The sequence below is a fragment of the Pedobacter metabolipauper genome (assembly GCF_004362715.1).
In the GTDB taxonomy this organism is placed as follows: domain Bacteria; phylum Bacteroidota; class Bacteroidia; order Sphingobacteriales; family Sphingobacteriaceae; genus Pedobacter; species Pedobacter metabolipauper.
In genome coordinates, this window is the sequence record NZ_SNYC01000003.1 from 1231658 (window position 1) to 1249840 (window position 18183).

Annotated in this window: 19 protein-coding genes; 12 read left to right on the top strand and 7 right to left on the bottom strand. The window is 37.3% G+C overall.

The genetic code is table 11. The features are described 5' to 3' along the window. Positions 1 to 4 precede the first annotated feature (4 nt). From ATK78_RS05405 to ATK78_RS05415, 3 genes are all read left to right on the top strand, one after another. Positions 5 to 256 (top strand): hypothetical protein, encoded by a 252-nt coding sequence (locus ATK78_RS05405; protein WP_133575013.1) that lies wholly within the window; start codon positions 5 to 7, stop codon positions 254 to 256. A gap of 323 nt (positions 257 to 579) precedes the next feature. Continuing rightward, positions 580 to 1140, top strand: a complete 561-nt coding sequence (locus tag ATK78_RS05410; RefSeq protein WP_133575014.1) for a hypothetical protein — start codon at positions 580 to 582, stop codon at positions 1138 to 1140. 269 nt (positions 1141 to 1409) lie between these two features. After that, complete coding sequence (locus tag ATK78_RS05415) at positions 1410 to 1571, top strand: hypothetical protein (RefSeq protein ID WP_243732446.1); 162 nt, start codon at positions 1410 to 1412, stop codon at positions 1569 to 1571. Positions 1572 to 1673: 102 nt separating this feature from the next. On the opposite strand, the gene ATK78_RS05420 is transcribed toward ATK78_RS05415, so the two are convergent. Then, positions 1674 to 2840, bottom strand: a complete 1167-nt coding sequence (locus ATK78_RS05420) for a glycosyltransferase family 2 protein (protein WP_133575015.1) — start codon at positions 2838 to 2840, stop codon at positions 1674 to 1676. Positions 2841 to 2842: 2 nt separating this feature from the next. Then, a complete protein-coding gene (locus ATK78_RS05425) occupies positions 2843 to 3757 on the bottom strand; it encodes a glycosyltransferase family 2 protein (RefSeq protein WP_133575016.1) in 915 nt (304 codons plus the stop codon). A gap of 42 nt (positions 3758 to 3799) precedes the next feature. On the opposite strand from ATK78_RS05425, the gene ATK78_RS05430 reads away from it, so the two are divergent. The 8 genes from ATK78_RS05430 to ATK78_RS05465 all read left to right on the top strand — a co-directional run bounded on the left by ATK78_RS05430 (position 3800) and on the right by ATK78_RS05465 (position 12026). Then, on the top strand, positions 3800 to 4342 hold the full coding sequence (locus ATK78_RS05430; RefSeq protein ID WP_133575017.1) for a hypothetical protein: 543 nt from the start codon (positions 3800 to 3802) through the stop codon (positions 4340 to 4342). Beyond that, positions 4335 to 5459, top strand: coding sequence for a PP2C family protein-serine/threonine phosphatase (locus tag ATK78_RS05435; RefSeq protein ID WP_133575018.1), 1125 nt, complete (start codon positions 4335 to 4337; stop codon positions 5457 to 5459). The genes ATK78_RS05430 and ATK78_RS05435 overlap by 8 nt, the downstream gene beginning before the upstream one ends. Then, complete coding sequence (locus ATK78_RS05440; RefSeq protein ID WP_133575019.1) at positions 5459 to 5794, top strand: STAS domain-containing protein; 336 nt, start codon at positions 5459 to 5461, stop codon at positions 5792 to 5794. The genes ATK78_RS05435 and ATK78_RS05440 overlap by 1 nt, the downstream gene beginning before the upstream one ends. Further along, positions 5795 to 6322: an ATP-binding protein gene (locus tag ATK78_RS05445; protein ID WP_133575020.1), complete on the top strand. Its 528-nt coding sequence runs from the start codon at positions 5795 to 5797 to the stop codon at positions 6320 to 6322. Between the two features lie 188 nt (positions 6323 to 6510). Next, positions 6511 to 8589 carry an LruC domain-containing protein gene (locus ATK78_RS05450; protein ID WP_133575021.1) on the top strand — a complete coding sequence of 693 codons (2079 nt, stop codon included), beginning with the start codon at positions 6511 to 6513 and terminating at the stop codon, positions 8587 to 8589. A 206-nt stretch (positions 8590 to 8795) separates the two neighbouring features. Continuing rightward, positions 8796 to 10034, top strand: coding sequence for an MBOAT family O-acyltransferase (locus ATK78_RS05455; RefSeq protein WP_243732447.1), 1239 nt, complete (start codon positions 8796 to 8798; stop codon positions 10032 to 10034). Between the two features lie 3 nt (positions 10035 to 10037). After that, entirely contained in the window at positions 10038 to 10865 is an 828-nt protein-coding gene (locus tag ATK78_RS05460; protein WP_133575023.1) for a hypothetical protein, read from the top strand. Between the two features lie 39 nt (positions 10866 to 10904). After that, positions 10905 to 12026: an acyltransferase family protein gene (locus tag ATK78_RS05465; protein ID WP_133575024.1), complete on the top strand. Its 1122-nt coding sequence runs from the start codon at positions 10905 to 10907 to the stop codon at positions 12024 to 12026. A gap of 97 nt (positions 12027 to 12123) precedes the next feature. Here the strand turns inward: ATK78_RS05465 and ATK78_RS05470 are convergent, their stop codons facing one another. Continuing rightward, positions 12124 to 12912, bottom strand: coding sequence for a glycosyltransferase (locus ATK78_RS05470; protein ID WP_133575025.1), 789 nt, complete (start codon positions 12910 to 12912; stop codon positions 12124 to 12126). Between the two features lie 177 nt (positions 12913 to 13089). On the opposite strand from ATK78_RS05470, the gene ATK78_RS05475 reads away from it, so the two are divergent. Continuing rightward, on the top strand, positions 13090 to 14073 hold the full coding sequence (locus tag ATK78_RS05475; protein WP_133575026.1) for a CgeB family protein: 984 nt from the start codon (positions 13090 to 13092) through the stop codon (positions 14071 to 14073). On the opposite strand, the gene ATK78_RS05480 is transcribed toward ATK78_RS05475, so the two are convergent. From ATK78_RS05480 to ATK78_RS05495, 4 genes are all read right to left on the bottom strand, one after another. Beyond that, a complete protein-coding gene (locus tag ATK78_RS05480; RefSeq protein ID WP_133575027.1) occupies positions 14070 to 14867 on the bottom strand; it encodes a glycosyltransferase family 2 protein in 798 nt (265 codons plus the stop codon). The genes ATK78_RS05475 and ATK78_RS05480 overlap by 4 nt on opposite strands. A 42-nt stretch (positions 14868 to 14909) precedes the next feature. Further along, positions 14910 to 15815, bottom strand: coding sequence for a hypothetical protein (locus tag ATK78_RS05485; RefSeq protein ID WP_133575028.1), 906 nt, complete (start codon positions 15813 to 15815; stop codon positions 14910 to 14912). Positions 15816 to 15817: 2 nt separating this feature from the next. Then, positions 15818 to 17179: an MBOAT family O-acyltransferase gene (locus ATK78_RS05490; protein ID WP_208112299.1), complete on the bottom strand. Its 1362-nt coding sequence runs from the start codon at positions 17177 to 17179 to the stop codon at positions 15818 to 15820. 77 nt (positions 17180 to 17256) lie between these two features. Continuing rightward, positions 17257 to 18063, bottom strand: a complete 807-nt coding sequence (locus tag ATK78_RS05495) for a glycosyltransferase (RefSeq protein WP_133575030.1) — start codon at positions 18061 to 18063, stop codon at positions 17257 to 17259. Positions 18064 to 18183 lie beyond the last annotated feature (120 nt).

Consider the following 18183-nt stretch of genomic DNA (forward strand, 5'->3'; position numbering starts at 1 on the left):
AAACATGAGAGTACTCGCAGAATTACCACATCCCGAATGCAAGATCACCCTGTTTAATATGAACCAAAAATACATCGTTAAATTTGAACAGGGAACATTGGAACAAAGCTATAAATTGTCTGAACTTGACCTCAGTGGAGGAGGGGCAAATGAGATCTTTCAAATCCTGGATGAAGAATTTATAGCTACTGTTGTCGCTCGCTTTAAGGAGATGAGAACAGATTTTTCTGCAGCTTATAACAGGCAGCAGTATTAATTGATAAAGATCATGATAAAATGCTGTTATACAGCTTCTTTTATTGTAATTCAGAATAATATTCTGCAATTACGAAGAATTTCAATAAACAGATCCAGCCACAAAAGAAGTTAAGGTTTATTACAGAGTAAATAAAGATTCTGATAAACAAATGATTATGATATAACACAAAACATTATTTTGAGGCTTAAAACTGCCAAATAAATGGGAGATTTAAGGGATTAAGGTTCAAAATTGGGTATTTTAAATACCTGCTAAACTAAGGATCTAATAACCGATATTTTATTGATATTTGCATATGATCCGATCATTAAAATTTTAACATGAGACAAAAAATATTTGTACTGCTCCAGCTGACCGCCTTAATCTTACTGACCTTTTCCTCCTGCAATAAAGTAGAAGATTCATTAACCAGGGATGTGATCGTCAATCCGCAAAGTATAGAATATACCATTCCAATTATCAGTAATACAAATTCAAATGCAGCAATGGGAGAAGTAAATATTCCTATTGATCTGGACGCATTGATTAAAGATCAGGCACCCGGCTTTGGAACAAATTCGGTAACAAGTGCAAAATTGACCGGCATTAAAATTGACCTGGTAGATACCTTGTTAACAGCAAACAACTTTGCCAACCTGGAGAACATTTCGGTAAAAATTGAAACCGCTTCGCAAACGCTCAATAACGCAGCCACCTTAAGTAACCCGGATGTAAAAAACGGCACACTAAGAATACCTGTAATGGTAACAGATACTGATGTAAAAAATGTACTGAAGGAAGCACCGGTAAAATTCATTTTAACTGGTAAGGCAAGAAGAGTAACCACAGTAACGCTAAAGGCAAAGATCAGTACTACGTTTACTGTTACTGTTGAACGGTAGTGCTTACATTTGATTTTTGGCTAAATTTTAGTATATTTGCATAAAACGGGGTATCATTATACTATTTCTCTTATAATTACTTGCCAGCCAATATATATGGCTGGGTTCATTTTCTCCTGGTTGCTGATCCGTTGCCACCCGAGAATTATTATATTCAGACACATCAATGCAGCACATTGAACTTATAAAGACTGAACAGGTAAAAGCAGAGAAAAGTTATTTATTTAACTAAATACATTGAACTTATGGCTAAATCTCAGGCTACCTTCATGAAGAAGCAACTAGAAAAAAACCGACAAAAGAAAAAAGAAGATAAAGAACAACGCAAGCAGGAACGTCAGCAAAACTCATCAGGAGGAGACCTGGAAAGCATGATGGCTTACGTAAACGAATTTGGGGAGATTGTCTCTACCCCGCCAGAAAAAAAATAATAAAAGCCGCCCCCGAGCGGCTTTTATTATTTAAATCTGTTTTGTAGCTATTGGAATATCTATATCATCCGGATAGCTATAAATCTATATGCATTATACACCTTACTTTCTAACTGCTTTTTCCCAGATTACAGACTGTTCTCCAAAAAAGTACCTGTGTAATCCGGCAAGGACGGCATAGTTCATCATACAAAAATAGTAGGGGACAAAAAGCAGCTTTACACGAACCTTTTTATCCTCCAGTACTTTACCTAACCAGGCGGATAGATAAAACAGGATCTGTCCGCCAAAAATACATCCGTACACAATAGAAGGATTGTTCAATACAATGATCAGGTTAAGTATAAAAGCGGCAATCATTAAGAACGGTGTAATGGTCCATCTTAATACGCGGTGACTAACGTATTGAAAGGATAATACCGGAAACTGAAATGGGTTAAGCAATGATTTTAGCCAGATTACAGACTGGATCCCTCCTGCTGCAATTCTTACTTTGCGCTTTAATTCTTCTTTAATATTTGCAGATGAGGTTTCCTGTGCATAAGCCTCAGGTTCATAAACGATCACATACCCCTTTTCTGCAATCCGCATAGAGATCATAAAATCATCCAGGACACTATTAACAGGCACTGGCACATACAAGCTTTTGCGGATACTGAATAATTCTCCCGCGGCACCAACAACGGAATAAAGCTCCGAATCCCAGGCTTTAAGCTTCGATTCATATTTCCAGTAAAACCCCTCTCCGGCAGTAGCATCTGCTGATGCATCAACCATTACCCGCTTTTCTCCGGCAATAGCACCAACATTTTCATCCGCATAATGACGGCAGATCAAGACCAATGCATCTGCATTTAAAAATGTATTGGCATCTGTAAACACAATAACTTCTGAAGTTACCTGTTCAATAGCCCGGTGAACGGCCGAGATCTTACCCTTCCGCTCAGGGGCATGAAGCAATTTGATCTCCGGATATTTCGCAACCAGCTCATTGGTCCCATCAGATGAGCCATCTGTTACAAAGACCAATTCCAGCTTTCCTGCAGGATAATTCAGCTCCAAAGTGTTTTTAATTTTCTCATCAATGAAATCAGCTTCATTGTATGCAGCAACAATGAGTGTACATGATGGCAGGCTATTAAAATCATATTGCTTTCTTTTTGAGGTTTTAATGATCCTTTTGATCCGAACCATAAGATACAACAAGATACCGTAACCGAAAAAAGTATAAAAAACGAGGAATATTGCTATCCAGAATGAAATGATCATAATTATTTTAAAGTAAAGCCTAAATGTTTGCTGTTTATCGGATTTTTAATGTTCCAGCCAATTGCACGGAAAAGTACCGGGATAAAAGAAGATGTCCGGTCTGCAAGGTATTTCAGAATATTGCGGGGAGTTACAAAGCATAAAAAGTAACTGTAAAAAAATAGTTTATGGTGCAGATCTGCATTGCGCCGTATAAATAAGATCCGGTTACGGTTCATAAAATACTCCTTTAATGCGCTGTTCTTTCCTACTGCCAGCGATTCTTTGTGATAAATCAGCGCATTGGTATTGATCCAGATCTCAAAACCGGCACGTTTTATTTTTTCACACCAGTCCATCTCTTCATAATATAGAAAATAATTCTCTTCCATCAGCCCTGCCTGCTCCAAAGCCTTTCTCGTAATCATCATGGCTGCACCATGTATATATCCTGTGGGCTCCGCTTTACCGGCATACTGTCCTTTGTCGGTCTCAAATTGACCAATGCAGGCATTGCGGCAGGTATAATAGTTCATCGGTGTAAAACCAGCATATTGAATGGTGGCTTTGCTGTCGTAATAATTTATTTGAGGAGAAACAATCCCAATCGTGGGATTATGATCCAGCGTAGCAGATAACTCTTCTAAAATACCAGCTGTAAACTCAGTATCATTATTCACCAGAAACAGGTATTCTCCGTTCGCCTGTGTAATCCCTAAATTGTTCCCTCCTGCAAAACCCAGATTCTTTTCTGAACGTATGTAGTTTACCCGGTGTATATTACTTGTAAAATAAGTTTTGTTATCTGCAGCACTTCCATTATCAACTAAAATAATCTCTATATTAGCTTTTGGATAATACAGATCAATGGATTTAAGCAATGCCAGTGTAGCCTCAGGCTGGTTAAAATTTACAGTTACAATTGATATTAAACCCATTTATTAGTTAAACTTTTACAAACACCATCAAAATAGCATATTTTGACCGACAAAAAGAAACTTACTGACGATTTAAAAAGTTTTGAATCCCTTGACGTTAAGGATGAGGTCTTGATGGAAAAGCTTCAGGAATTTATCATTTTGCTTGAAAAGAGCGAGTTAGACTCCCAAAATGTAAAAGGAATTAAGACCAGGATTGATAAAGTATTAGACGAAAAATTAGAAGGAAAAGAACTCATCAGGAACATTCGCGAAGTCAGTTCCGCATCCATGAATAAGCTCGACCAGCTGGACCAGCTGGAGATCTTATTGGCCAACAACCATTTTGATTCAGCAAATGCCAAAAGCAACCGTTTCAAATTAGGAATGTATAAAGGGATAAAAATTGTAATTGGCTTTTTATTTATTACCTTGGGTTTTGCAATGATTATAATGCCTGCCCCTCCTTATTTTGAAATGTTTGTTATTTTCAACTTTAACTGGGACGATGGCTTTACATTAATGGATCTGATTTCTTTAATTATAATTGCGGTAGGGATATATATTATTATTAAATCTGTATTTAACATAAAAACTGATGAATAGAACCATCTTGTTGGTAGATGATGACATTATTCAACTGAGACTGTTTGAAAAATTACTCACATCTAATGGCTATTCGTGCAGAATCGCATTATCAGTTGATGAAGCTGAGCTGATCCTGAAAGAAGAAACCCCGGATCTGATCATCTCTGATTATGAAATGCCCGTAAGGAATGGCTTTGAATTCAGAAGGCACCTGCTTACTGAAGAAACGTATAAGAACATTCCATTCTTATTTCTAACATCAGTCAACGACCATGACTTTGTACAGCAAGGGCTGGATTTAAAAGCGATTGATTACATCACAAAGAATACCCCTCCTACACATGTATTGTCAAAAATAGATAACCTGCTCCAGGCAGTACGCGAACACTATGAACGCTCACTCGGTGAAATTAAGGGAATAGCGGAGAAATTAAACTTAAGGAATATTCCTAAAAAGGCGCCAGTACTAAAGAATTTTTCTATTAGCTATTTCAACCAGTCCTTTCAAAACCAGCCGGGCGGAGATTTCATAGACTTTATTAAGGTCAATGACCGGTATACATTTATTGTACTTGGTGATGTAATGGGTAAAAAATGGGGTGCCTGGTTTTTTTCTTTTAGTTTCTTAAGCTATATTAGGTCTGCCATTAGATTGTGTGTATTTGATGAAAATTATTCACTATCACAGATTATGAATAAGCTGAACCGGGTAATCTATGCAGACGAGCTTTTAGGCGAAATATTTTCAACACTCAGCATCGTCCTTGTAGATGATGAACTTGGAACTATAAAATATGCAGGTGCCGGAGATCTTCCGCTCCTGAAGTTTGAGAAGGACAGTGAAGGATTAAAACCTTTTAAATCTGATGGTATATTACTGGGATTTGCGGAACATGGAAATTACAACGAAATAGACATAGCGATGGGTGAGGAAGAAGAGATCTATTTAATTTCTGACGGCATGATCGATTTTGAGGTAGATGGAAAAAAACGATCTGATCTTAAATTATTCGAAGAAAAGCTGTTTAACCTTAAAAAAAATAAGGTAACAGCAGATGAGATAAAGAACAATTTATTCAACAAGCACGTTTCTCAGGTAGACGACTGCAGCATTATTATATTAAAAAAAATCTAATGGACATTACAAAACAAAACATCAATGATGTTTTATTAATTACTATTGAAGATAAAGATGCCAACCTATCCAAATCAGAACATTTTAAGGAGCAGGTACTCAATGAAATTACCCTTGGTGCAAGAAAATTGATCGTATCCTTTGAACGGGTAGAATATATTGACAGTTCATTTCTGGGCGCCATGGTTGCCATATTGAAGAACTTACTGCCACAGGATGGTAAACTAGTACTTATAGAACTTAATAGTGATATCAATAACTTATTTGAACTTACCCGGCTTGACAAGATCTTTGATCTAAAAGATTCTCTTGAAACAGCCCTAAAAGAATTTTAGATGAAATTCCTGCCTGTAACTATAGATCTGGAGATCCCGAACGACATTGATAAGCTATATGATTATGCAAAAAGGGTATTGGCAAATATCCTTGAGCATGTTGAATTGGATGTATCACAGCAGCAAAGAATTAAACTTATACTTGTTGAACTGGTAACCAATTCAATCAAACATACTTCAGATCCAAATACCCAGCTTCAACTGATCATTGATCATCCGCATTTAAGTATCCAAAAAATGGAGAAAGGCCTTCAAATACAGTTTAGTGCCTCTTCACCGCAAATTCCATTTGAAAATATAGACCATATCCTGAAAATTAGTTTCTCACAGGAAAATAAACACCAGATCCAGCCCTTAGATCAATATCGGTTCAGATTTCTAAATCCATTCAAAGATGAAGGTCTCAGTATAGATCACATGCCAGAACATTTTGGATTGTACATTATTACCCTTGCATCGGATAGTTTCATTTATCAATACGACCCTCAATTAAAGGAAAACAGGTATATTGTAAATATTGACCTGTAATTACAATTTTTGGCACAGCACTCACTACGTAGAAAATATTCCCCAATAGGGGAATATGACCCTACTAAAAAAGAACATTAAAACCAGAAATCCCCATTCTTTTACAGCATATGCCCCCTTTTATTCTGGCATTATTTTCAAGTACATAAGCTGATACTTAATCATTATTTAATTTCCCGCTCAGCTTTATGAACAAGAACTTACTCTTAATTACACTCAGCACTGCCTTCCTTTTTCTTATCGGATGTAAAAAAGAAATATCCGGAACTGAAGATCCATCTAAAGTAGCAGGAGAAAAAGTAGCTCCTGATGGCTTTGCATATCAAACCACTAAAAAGGTTGATATTGATGTTAGGCTATTGAGCCGTAATGATAAACCGGTTACCGGAGTATTGGTTTCTTTATACGATCCTGCCAATCCGATTATTGGAAAAGAGATCACTAAGGTTATGAGTGATAAAAATGGATATATCAGAACAAGTATCGTGGTCCCTTCATCATTAGATACCATAATTATAGATCCTGCTTATGTAGGGTTAATCCGTAATGCAAAAGCTTACATACAAAACAATAGCCTATCTGCTATTATTGGTGGTCAGCAGGGATTTAGCGGAAATATCGTCATACAGAAATCAGTTGCAGAATCAAAGAAATTAAGTTATGTAATGAGTTCGGGCATAAGTTCAATTGGTAAAAACGCAGATAATGCAGCAGCATATATGTACAGCACTGGTGATTATGATGCACTAGGCAGGCCAAAAAACTTAGAACCGGTAGATAATATTGATTTTTCTGAATTGATGAAACAAATCAATCATGCACTTCCTGAAAGACAAGCCGTAAAAGAAAAATACATCGCTACACAAGTTCCTTCAGACCTTAGAATTGAAAAATTAGCAGACGTATGGATCACCTTCGTACATGAAGGTGCAGATTACAGAAACTCTTTTGCCTATTATACCTACCCTACCGCTCAAAAACCTACCAAACCAGAAGACATTAACGATATCCATTTAATATTCCCCAATGCATCCCTTAAAGGTGCTGTTGGTGAAGGCAACATGCTGCAAGGAGATAAAGTTAAGATTGGAAGATTTCCAGCAGGAACCTCTATAGGATTCGTGTTACTGCAGGATGCTTACAGGGGATCTGGCGTTATAAATTATGGCGCAACCAAATTCTTCTCAACAGAAGGCCTTAACCCTGAAACCGACAACCGCTTAAAAAGACATAACGTTGTTTTAAACAATGTTGCTCAAAAAACATTCCTGATTGGTTTTGAAGACATCAACAGAATGCCAAACCAGGGAAGTGATCAGGATTTTAACGATCTTGTGGTATATGCACAGTCTAATCCGGTTGAAGCAATTTCACCAGTTGATGTTCCTTTCCTGGATGAAGACATTGTTGATACAGATTCAGATGGTGTACCAGACTACTTAGACAAATATCCGAAAGATCCTGAAAGAGCTTATGATCGTTATTACCCAAGTGAAGATGTATGGGGAACTACAGGTTTTGAAGACATGTGGCCATTAGAAGGTGATTACGATCTGAATGACCTGGTAATAAGCTACCGCTATAAGTTTGCAATGAATTCAACAAACTTTGTAGTAGACATGACCGCTGAATACAAACCACTTGCTGCCGGTGCTGAATTTCAGAATGGATTTGGTGTTCAATTACCGATCCTTCCCGGACAAATAAAAAATGTTACCGGGATGAATATATCCGGCAATTACATCAAACTTGACAGTAAAGGTTTGGAAAGCAATCAGCGTAATGCGGTTATAATACCTTTTGACAACTACAGGAATCTATTTGGAGCAGGTACAGGATATATAAATACACGCCCAAATACCGCTAAAATCGAAAGTGACGCAGTAACACTTCTACTTACATTTAACAGTCCTATTGATGATGAATTTACCGCATCGGCACCATTTAACCCGTTTATGATCAGTAACCTGGAACGTGGCAAAGAAGTCCATTTGGTAAATCATCAACCAACAGATCTTGCAAATATTAAATTGCTGAAATCTGCAGCAGACGATTCTGATGCAGGTTCCGGACGGTATTACATCACCAGGGAGAACAGGCCATTTGCACTCGACTTCTTCGGACCTTTTAACTACCCGCAAGAAAGTGTATCAATTACAGACGTTTATCTTCATTTTTCAGAATGGGCAAGATCAGGCGGATTAAAATATCCGGACTGGTATGAAAACTATAACGGCTATATCAACACCAAACTTATTTATAAATAACGCGTACCGTGTTATTTAACTCTCTCAGTTTTGCCTTTTTTTTACCAACAGTATTAATTCTTTACTGGCATTTTACGAAAAGTAACTTGAAGCTACAGAACATCCTTCTGTTGATTTCAAGTTACTTTTTTTATGCCTGCTGGGATTACAGGTTTTTATTCCTTCTTATCTTTTCTACCCTTCTTGATTATTTTACGGGTATTAAAATGAGTGAAGCAAAGAGCCAAACATCAAAAAAAATATGGTTCTGGATCAGTATTGTAATTAACCTTGGCTTTTTAGGCGCGTTCAAATATTTCAATTTCTTTGTAAGCTCATTTTCTGAAGCGATCTCCATGCTGGGTTTCCAGATCAACCTGGAAACACTTAAATTCATTCTGCCGGTTGGCATTTCCTTTTACACGTTTCATGGATTATCCTATGTTATCGACATTTATAAGAACAGGATAGAGCCGGAAAGAAACTTTGTCACCTATTCTCTCTTTGTTAGCTTTTTCCCGCTCCTGGTTGCCGGGCCTATAGAACGGGCCACCCACCTGTTGCCTCAAATTAAAAGGCAAAGAACATTTAACTATGCTAAAACGATTGACGGACTCCGGCAGATCCTCTGGGGACTATTTAAAAAAATAGTGATCGCTGATAATTGCAGTGAGTATGCCAATTATATCTTCAATGACAGCGGCCACCATTCAGGAAGCACCTTAGTTTTGGGTGCACTCCTTTTCACTTTTCAGATTTACTGTGATTTTTCAGGGTATTCAGATATTGCATTGGGTACGGCCAGGCTTTTTGGGATCGAATTGTTAAAGAACTTTTCCTTTCCCTACTTCTCAAGAGATATCGCAGAATTTTGGCGTCGCTGGCACATTTCCTTATCTACCTGGTTTAGAGACTATCTATACATCCCATTGGGTGGAAGCAGAGGTGGGATACCAATGAAGGTTAGAAATACATTCATCATATTTATCGTAAGCGGTTTTTGGCACGGAGCCAACTGGACCTTTTTGTGCTGGGGGTTTTTAAACGCCCTTTACATCATGCCATCCATCCTGTTCAGCACGAACAGAAGCAATCTTGATACGGTTGCCCAGGGTAAATACTTACCCTCTTTCAGAGAGCTGACAGCGATGCTCCTTACATTTGGATTAACGGTGTTTGCATGGATTATTTTCAGGGCAGAGAACATCAGCCATGCCTATCAGTATATCAAAGGAATTTTTTCCAGGTCGCTATTTACAGTACCAGACATCCTGCCTAAAACAGTATTGATCTTAACAGGAGTATTCATGCTGATGGAATGGTTTGGCAGGGAGCAGCAGTTTGCCATTGCACGTGCTGGCGCAGGATGGCCAAGACCATTAAGGTGGGTATTCTACCTGGTTCTGGTTCAATTCATCATTTTCTATGCCGGTAAAGAACAACAGTTTATTTATTTTGAATTCTAGCCTGTGAAAGATCTATATATTAAATTGTCCTTTTTCATCTTATTATCCGCGATCATTTATCACATTAAGCCTTTATACTTGTTTTATAATGACAGGTATATGGAAACCGTGGCAGGAAAAGAAATTTATCACGCCATCCATAAAAGTAAGTCTAAGAATAAGTGTAAAAAACTATTGTTAGGTGATAGTGTTGCAGAGCAATTATTTAGTAACGAAACCGATCATGGAAACACAACCTCATTAGCTACCAATGCGGCAGTTACCATGGCAGGGCAATTCTTTCTTTTAAATAATTATCTGAATGCAGGCAATAAAATTGACACGGTATACCTGCTTTTCAGACCTTTAAGCTTCGGAAAGAATTTGGATGAGCAATTCACTTATCATTATTTCTTAAAACCATTTTACAATCAGGAATACATTCCTTTATTTACTAAAACAGCAATACAGCAAGCTGAAAAAATACCTTATGCCCAGTTCTGCAGTTACCCAACTTTTTTAACCACAAACTGGGCACCCGATTTTGTGTCGAAAGACAAAAACAAGTTCACATTCCTGTCACCGATATCTGTTGAATATTTACAAAAGATCCAGCAGCTGGCCAGCCTTAAACATTTTAAGTTTATCATACTTTCTACACCAATGAGCCATATTTTCAAACGGAAAATAGCAGCAATGAATCAGCAAGAGATCACAGAATATGGCCTTCAAAATGAATTTGGAGACTATTTCAAATCAATCACCTATCTTAACGACAGTAACTTTGTGGATAATATTCATTTGAAAGACCCGGTAGCCTATCGGACACATTACAAACAAGAAATCAATTAAATAATATACAGAAGCGGGAAATACTGATCATTATTTGCTATGAAATACATTAAACAATTAAACAGCCTAAGGGCAATTGCTGTGATCCTCGTGATCGCATCTCATTGGCTTGCGGCAACCCATATTTTAAATACATTGCCCTTAGGGCAAATGGGTGTTGATATATTTTTTGTTCTAAGCGGATTTCTGATCACCTCCATATTACTTCAAAATAAGGAACTGGCAGAACAGGAACAGTTATCAAAAGTCAAAGTGCTAAAAGTTTTTTACTGGCGCAGAACACTACGGATCTTTCCAATTTATTATCTTACCATTACGATCCTCTACCTGATCGGAGAAAATACAGGTACAGATATCCGTTCTTCTATCGGCTATTTTTTAACTTACACATCTAATTTCTATTTCTTTAATATTTCAGCCTGGGACGGTCTTTTGTCTCATCTATGGTCACTTGCCGTAGAAGAACAATTCTACCTGTTCTGGCCGTTTCTCATGCTGTATATCAACAGTAAATACCTTAGACCAATGATCTTTATCTTTATTGCCGTTGGGATTGGAAGCCAGTACCTCTTGCAGGATGTACCCATGAACAGGATCTTAACCATAACCTGCTTTGATGGATTTGGACTTGGCGCATTGCTTGCCTGGCAAATCAGATATAGATCAATCAGCAAGCTTTATATGGTACTCAGTGTGGCCTGCATGGTTGCCGTCGCCGTTTTCTGTTTCGGCGTATATCAAAAGCAATGGACATTTATTCCATTGAGAACATTGATATCGATTATCTCCCTGTGGATAATTCTATACATATACCGGTATGAATCCTCAGATCAGTTGCGATTTAAATTTATCCTGAACAATAAGGTCTTAATCTTTCTTGGAAAGATCAGCTATGGATTGTATCTGTATCACAACATGATCCCGGTATTCCACAACCGGTTTTTAATCGGATACCTGGGGATTAATATCCCCGGTTATTTTGGAAGCTATGAAGGCAAGATCTTCCAATTGGAAAACATTTGTCTGTTGATCGGAATATCCTGGCTGTCATTCGTGCTGATTGAAAACCCATTTCTAAAAATGAAGTCTAAATTTGACCACTTACTTGCAAAACCAGCAAAAGCATCAGACAATCAGATCATTCCAGCTACAATCCATTAATCTCTATTAAAGGTTATAATTGAACTGGAAATCGCCCCATTATAGAGCGGGTGCTAACAGTCGTTAGCATTACCTCATCACGTATTTCTTAGAGATCTTATCTTTTAAACTTTGTATCGATATGAAGGTCATAATTATACTTAAAGAAGCGGTATACAGCCCTTACTCCTGCTACTAAAGGATTGCCGCTTTGTTTCCAGTTACTTCGTTGCACGGTACTAGGTTCTGCTGCAGAATTTTCCTGGATAAACAAACTGTTAAAATCATCATAAAACAGGGCTTTACCATGATTCTGTATAAAGGAAACGCACATTTCATATTCCGTTTTATCCGATTTAATACCTTCTGTATATTTCCCAAAGCGGTCAAAAAAGGTACTTCTTCTTAAATGGGGATGATCACTGTAATTGTATATTTTATTCTTATCCATAAACCAGGGCTTATACAGCATCTTAGAAAAACCTTTCTTATAGGACTGCAGGTAAGGATGTCTGAAATAGGCATAAAAGCGGGCAATATCGATCTCCGGTTCTTCATTCATGAGTTGTAAAGCATCCATAAAATGAGGCAGAAAGATGGATGTAGGAATAAAATCCTCCTGAACATACAAGGTGTATGGTGTTTTTACAGCCATTTGGCCTTTATTGAGATTATTTCCAAGGCCACCATTTACAGGGGTGGTAACCAGCATAAAATCAAATTGTTCTTCAAGTTCCTTAAGCCGGTTTAAGTGCAGTTCGCTACTTGCATCATCTGATACGATAATTTGATTGAAATATATTTCCTGGTCCTTAAAAGTACGCAGCAGCCGTTCTAAAGAACTGCTCCTATTGAAATGCGTAATCAATAAAGAGACGTTTTCAAACCGGTTTTCTTTGGTATTCATGAATAGTAATTTTATGCGTATTTACAATACAGGCTTTAAACCAAAGATATTAAATAAAATGACTCTGCAAGGCCCTATTGTATATTTTATAGCATCAAATTGGGGCTTTAAATTGTATCAAAACTAATTTTAATTCTTACCTTAACGAGCTATTAGAAATCACGATACCCGGTTACAATGACAGACTATACCACTGCACTAAAAGATAAGCTTCATGGAAAAAAGGTACTTTTTATAGGTGCTAAATTCTACTACTTTAATGAGGAGATCATTTCTAAGATGAAAAAGTATGGGGCTGAAGTAACCTTTTATTACGAACGCAACGTTTCTTTAAAATATGGCATCGCTAAAAACATATTTCCTAAATATGCAGCGGTACTTGAAGATACCCATTATAAGAACATCATAAAGGATGTGCATGGTAAGCCTTTTGATTACCTGTTTGTGATCCGCGGATATAAGATGGAATCCTGGTTTATTGAAGAACTGAAAAGACAATCACCTGGTCTTAAAACAATCATGTACCAGTGGGATTCGATATACAACTGGGAATGCGACTACAGATACTTAATCCCTGATTTTGATGTGACCAAAACCTTTGATTATAAAGATGCTGCTGACCTCGGACTGGAATATGTACCAACTTTTCATACCGATGAGTTTAAAACAGCAGCTACTCAGAAACCGATATATGACCTGTTCTTTTTTGGTGGCTATTCGTATACCAGATATGAGTTTGTAAAGAGATTTAATGCCTATGCAAAAGAGCGGAATATCAAGCTGAAGATCCATCTCGCAATCAGTCTTAAATATTACCTCAGGGAACGTTTATCAGGTAACAAGCTGGATTTAAAACTATTGGCATTACGCCAGCTGAATAAGCAGGAGTATTTTTCATTGTTTAATAAATCAAACATCATTGTAGACTATACAAATCCCGCACAAACAGGAATTACAATGAGAACGCTGGATGCGCTGGGAGCTGGTAAAAAGGTATTAACATCTAATGAATATATTAAGAAAGAACCAGGTTACAATCCGGAACAAGTGGCAACTTTTGATCCTGCCAACATCCATATCGATTCTGAATTCTTATCCCATCAAACATTCCCAGCCCAGGATTACTCCATTGAAAGATGGTTGAATTCGATATTTGATTAATCCTTTTTTAAGGATGGATACGCATTAAAGTCCTTATGGAACTTAACCATTTTATATTGCAGATAGATCTTGCGAAGTAAACGGGTAAACAAGTTTGTACTGTTTTTCCAGTCTTTTCTGTAACTGGCAGTACTTGGCTCGTCAGCATTATTCATTTGATCAAATAACCCATCAATTTTATTAAAAATAAAACCCTTTCCACCATTCTTTAGAAAAGAAAGACTCATATTATATTCTGCAATATCTACATTTACCCCTTCTTTATACCTTCCGAACTTGTCCAGAAAATCACTTCTTCTAAGATGAGGATGGTCACTATAGCAATAAAACTTCATGTAACCAGGGTACCACAGTTTAAAATCCATAAGCTCAAAACCCTTCTCAAAAGGCTTTCTGTATGCATACGGATAATAAGCATAGAAGCGGGCAATATCCATTTCAGTATGTGTATCTAAAAGTTGCAGTGCATCAGAAAAATGTTCCGGGAATACATCTTTTGGAACAAAGTCTTCCTGAACATATAAGGTAAACGGTTTGGTAACCGCATCCTGACCTTTATTGATGTTATTGCCCAATCCTTTATTAACCGGAGTAGTAACAAGTTTAAAGTTAAACTCATCCTTAAAGGCTTCCAGTTTATCGAGATGCTCCGGCCGGCTAGCATCATCAGAAACTATGATTTCTCCAAATTTACATTCAAGAGACTGCATTTTGGTCAGCAATCTTCTTAATGATCCCGATCTGTTGTAGTGTGTAATTAATAAAGAAACATTGCTAAAATCCCTGCTGCCCATAAATAAATATCAATCTTAAACTTGAATGAACGAATATAATAATTAACGGAAGATCTCCATGATCTGTTTTGTAAAATCGGTTGCCCCACTTTTAGAAAGGTGAATCTCGTTGAAGAACATTTTTGGATCATTTCCGTATAAGTCCCCATAATTATAATAAGCAACACCTTTAGATTTCATCAAATTGCCAAACGCCACTGCATTATTTTTGTAATCGTTATCAATGATAATATCTGCTACTGGTGCTGTAAATAAGATCAGTTTGATGTTGTACTGTTTACACAGATCAATGATGAGATTTAAAAATTTGTATTTACCCTTCAGATCAAAAGTCATATGACGTAGTTTTTCTGGGGCCTTATAATTCACATTGGGGTAAAAGAAATCACCAAATTGATCAAAATCTTGCGGAAGCACACTAAACTTATCATTGATCACCTCATGAATTCCCCAAAGCGTATTGTATTTTGCATACCGATAAAAAGGAATATAGCGGTATGCATACCATTCCTTACCAAATTGTTTAAAGTGATCAAAAACCACGTCATCTTTAATATAAGGGAAAAACTTAGGTACTGCAAATTCAAACACCTCTTCCATATCAGAAGAAAATGGATCTACTTGCAGATAGAGCTTTTTCACTGTATTATTTTTGAGCAGGAAAAGTTTAAGCATCAGATACTGATCGGGAATTGAACTGCCGTCTACCGAAATATTTATCCCCTTTTTTCCCGTACTATCGCCAATCTGGGGAATATCAATCGTTGTAAAGGCTCTGGAACTACCATGTATGGCATAATCAAACTTCTGATCTTTCACCTTATCCAGCCATTGGATCTTCGTATAATTTCCTTTTTGAAATACATAGGTAAACCCAAGATCAAGCAGCCAAAACAGAAATAAAGAAACCAGAAAAAGAATAAATAGGTGCTGAAATAGTCTTTTCATAGTTAAAACTGAAAGTAAATAAAGCTGCTTTGAGAAACGAGTACCCCAAACAATGCGATCAACAAGATAAGAGAAATATAGCAAGCAAAGCGAACAGGACGGTACGTATAAAAGTTCTTTTGTACGAATTCAAACTCCCAACCCTTTTCAAAGATCACCAGTAAAAGGATCAATGGGATGCCAATTGCAAAATTATAAATGTCTGCACCAGTCATTTGCTTAATTTCAGCGGTAAAGGAATGGCTAAAATCAAATAAGTTTCTGATAATCGTAAAAGAATCGCTTACTGTATTGGCCCTGAAAAAGATCCATGCAAAACTAACAATTGAGAAGGTCCATATTAAACTTAAAAATCCGGGAAGTTTAAAAGGCATAAACTTCAACTTAGCATTTAAGGATTCAATAGAAATTAAGACCCCATGAATGGCACCCCAAATGATAAAGTTCAAGCTGGCACCATGCCAAATCCCGGAAACCAGAAACGTGATGAATAAATTGAAGATCCAGCGTGCCATTGGAACCCGGTTACCACCTAAAGGAATGTATAAGTAATCCCGGAACCAGGTTGATAATGAGATGTGCCATTTGTCCCAAAACTCCTTGATCGAATGAGAAAAATAAGGTTTATTAAAATTCTTTACCAAGTCTACCCCCATTGTTTTGGCAACCCCGATTGCAATATCAGAATATCCGGAGAAATCACAATAAATTTGAAATGCAAAAAATATGGTAGCCAGCAATACTGCGGTACCGTGGTAAGACTCCGGACTATTATACACAATGTTTACAAAGAAAGCCAACCGGTCTGCCACAACGATCTTCTTAAATAATCCCCATAAAATCAATCTCCCGCCCTTTACCATATTAGCAGGATCTAAAGGCTGCAGATTATTTAATTGCGGCAGCAGGATTTGCGGCCTGTTGATCGGACCGGCCACCAACTGCGGGAAAAAGGAAACGAACAGTGCAAACCGTCCAAAGTTCCGCTCTGCTTTGATGTTCTTCCGGTATACTTCTACCGTATAGCTGATACTTTGAAACGTATAAAAAGAGATTCCAACAGGAAGCAAGATCTTTGCCGCATTTAAAAAGAACGGAATATTCATCAGTGATGATGCCGTATTTACGCTTCCTATAAAGAAATTGAAGTATTTAAAATAAAAAAGCAAACCCAGATTGGTTACAATGCTGAGCATCAGCAAGGCTTTTCGTTTTTTCTGATCGGATGAATCTTCAATATTTCTGGCAACAAAAAAATCAATGGTAGCAGGAAAGAAAAGCAAGAAGATATATTGCCAGCGCCAGCACATATAAAAGAATAAGCTGGCAATGAGCAGCATGATCCAGGTGTACTTTCTTGGCAAAAAGTAATATAAAACTAAAACTGTTGAAAAAAACAGGATGAAGTTGATGGAGTTGAACAGCATTTTTTAATCCGTGTTTATTTTTTCGATAAGGTTCTTAACACTCTTTTAACGGTTCCTTTAACCAGGCCACCGTCCAATTGGATCCTGCGGTCGGTAGTCCACACGAGGGCCTTGATGTCATTGACAAGATGAAGCTTTCCAAAGCCTTTATTTCTAAGCTTAAGCGCGAGCCATCCATCCTCATTCGTACCCGGCGGATGGTTAAAGCCATCTACCTGTAGTCCCTGTTCCCTTCTAAAGCCAGAGTTAAAGCCATAAACATTTACAGCTTCATCTTTTATCTTTTTATTGATCCAGCGGGAGAACTCAGCAATATATTCGTAAAAGAAGTAGGTTAGCCTGCCTGTTCCGGCAGTAGGCACCAATGCGAACTGACCATAGGTAAGTGCCACCTGATCATTATCCAAAGGTTTTACCATCAGTTCAATCCAATCTTCCGGATAGATGCTATCTGCATCGGCATTCAGAATATATTTCCCCCTGGCTTCAGACAACCCCATGTTCCTGGAAACCGTAATTCCCTGTACCGGTTGAAACACACATTTTACACCACAAGCAACCGCAAGTTGCTGGGTTTTGTCCTTTGAATTGTTATCCACCACAATAATTTCTACACTTCTGTTGGTTTTATTGGTACATAGTGAGGTAAGTGTAGCTACAATATTCTCTTCTTCATTGTATGCAGGAATTACAATACTCACTTCTGGCGAATCTTTATAGAGTGCCGAATAGCCTTGAGAAGCCAAATTGCACATTTCCTGCGACGTATTTTTTTGTGTGGTGTATTTTAATATTTGAGCAGGAATTTTTATAGGTCTCATCAATAATTAGGTATTGTTTAAGGCTTTGATATCGAATAATGAATTTGAGGATTTAGTAAAGTTATGAATAGTTAGATTAGTTCATAACCTTCCGCAAACTTTTTTCAATTAAAAGTCTAT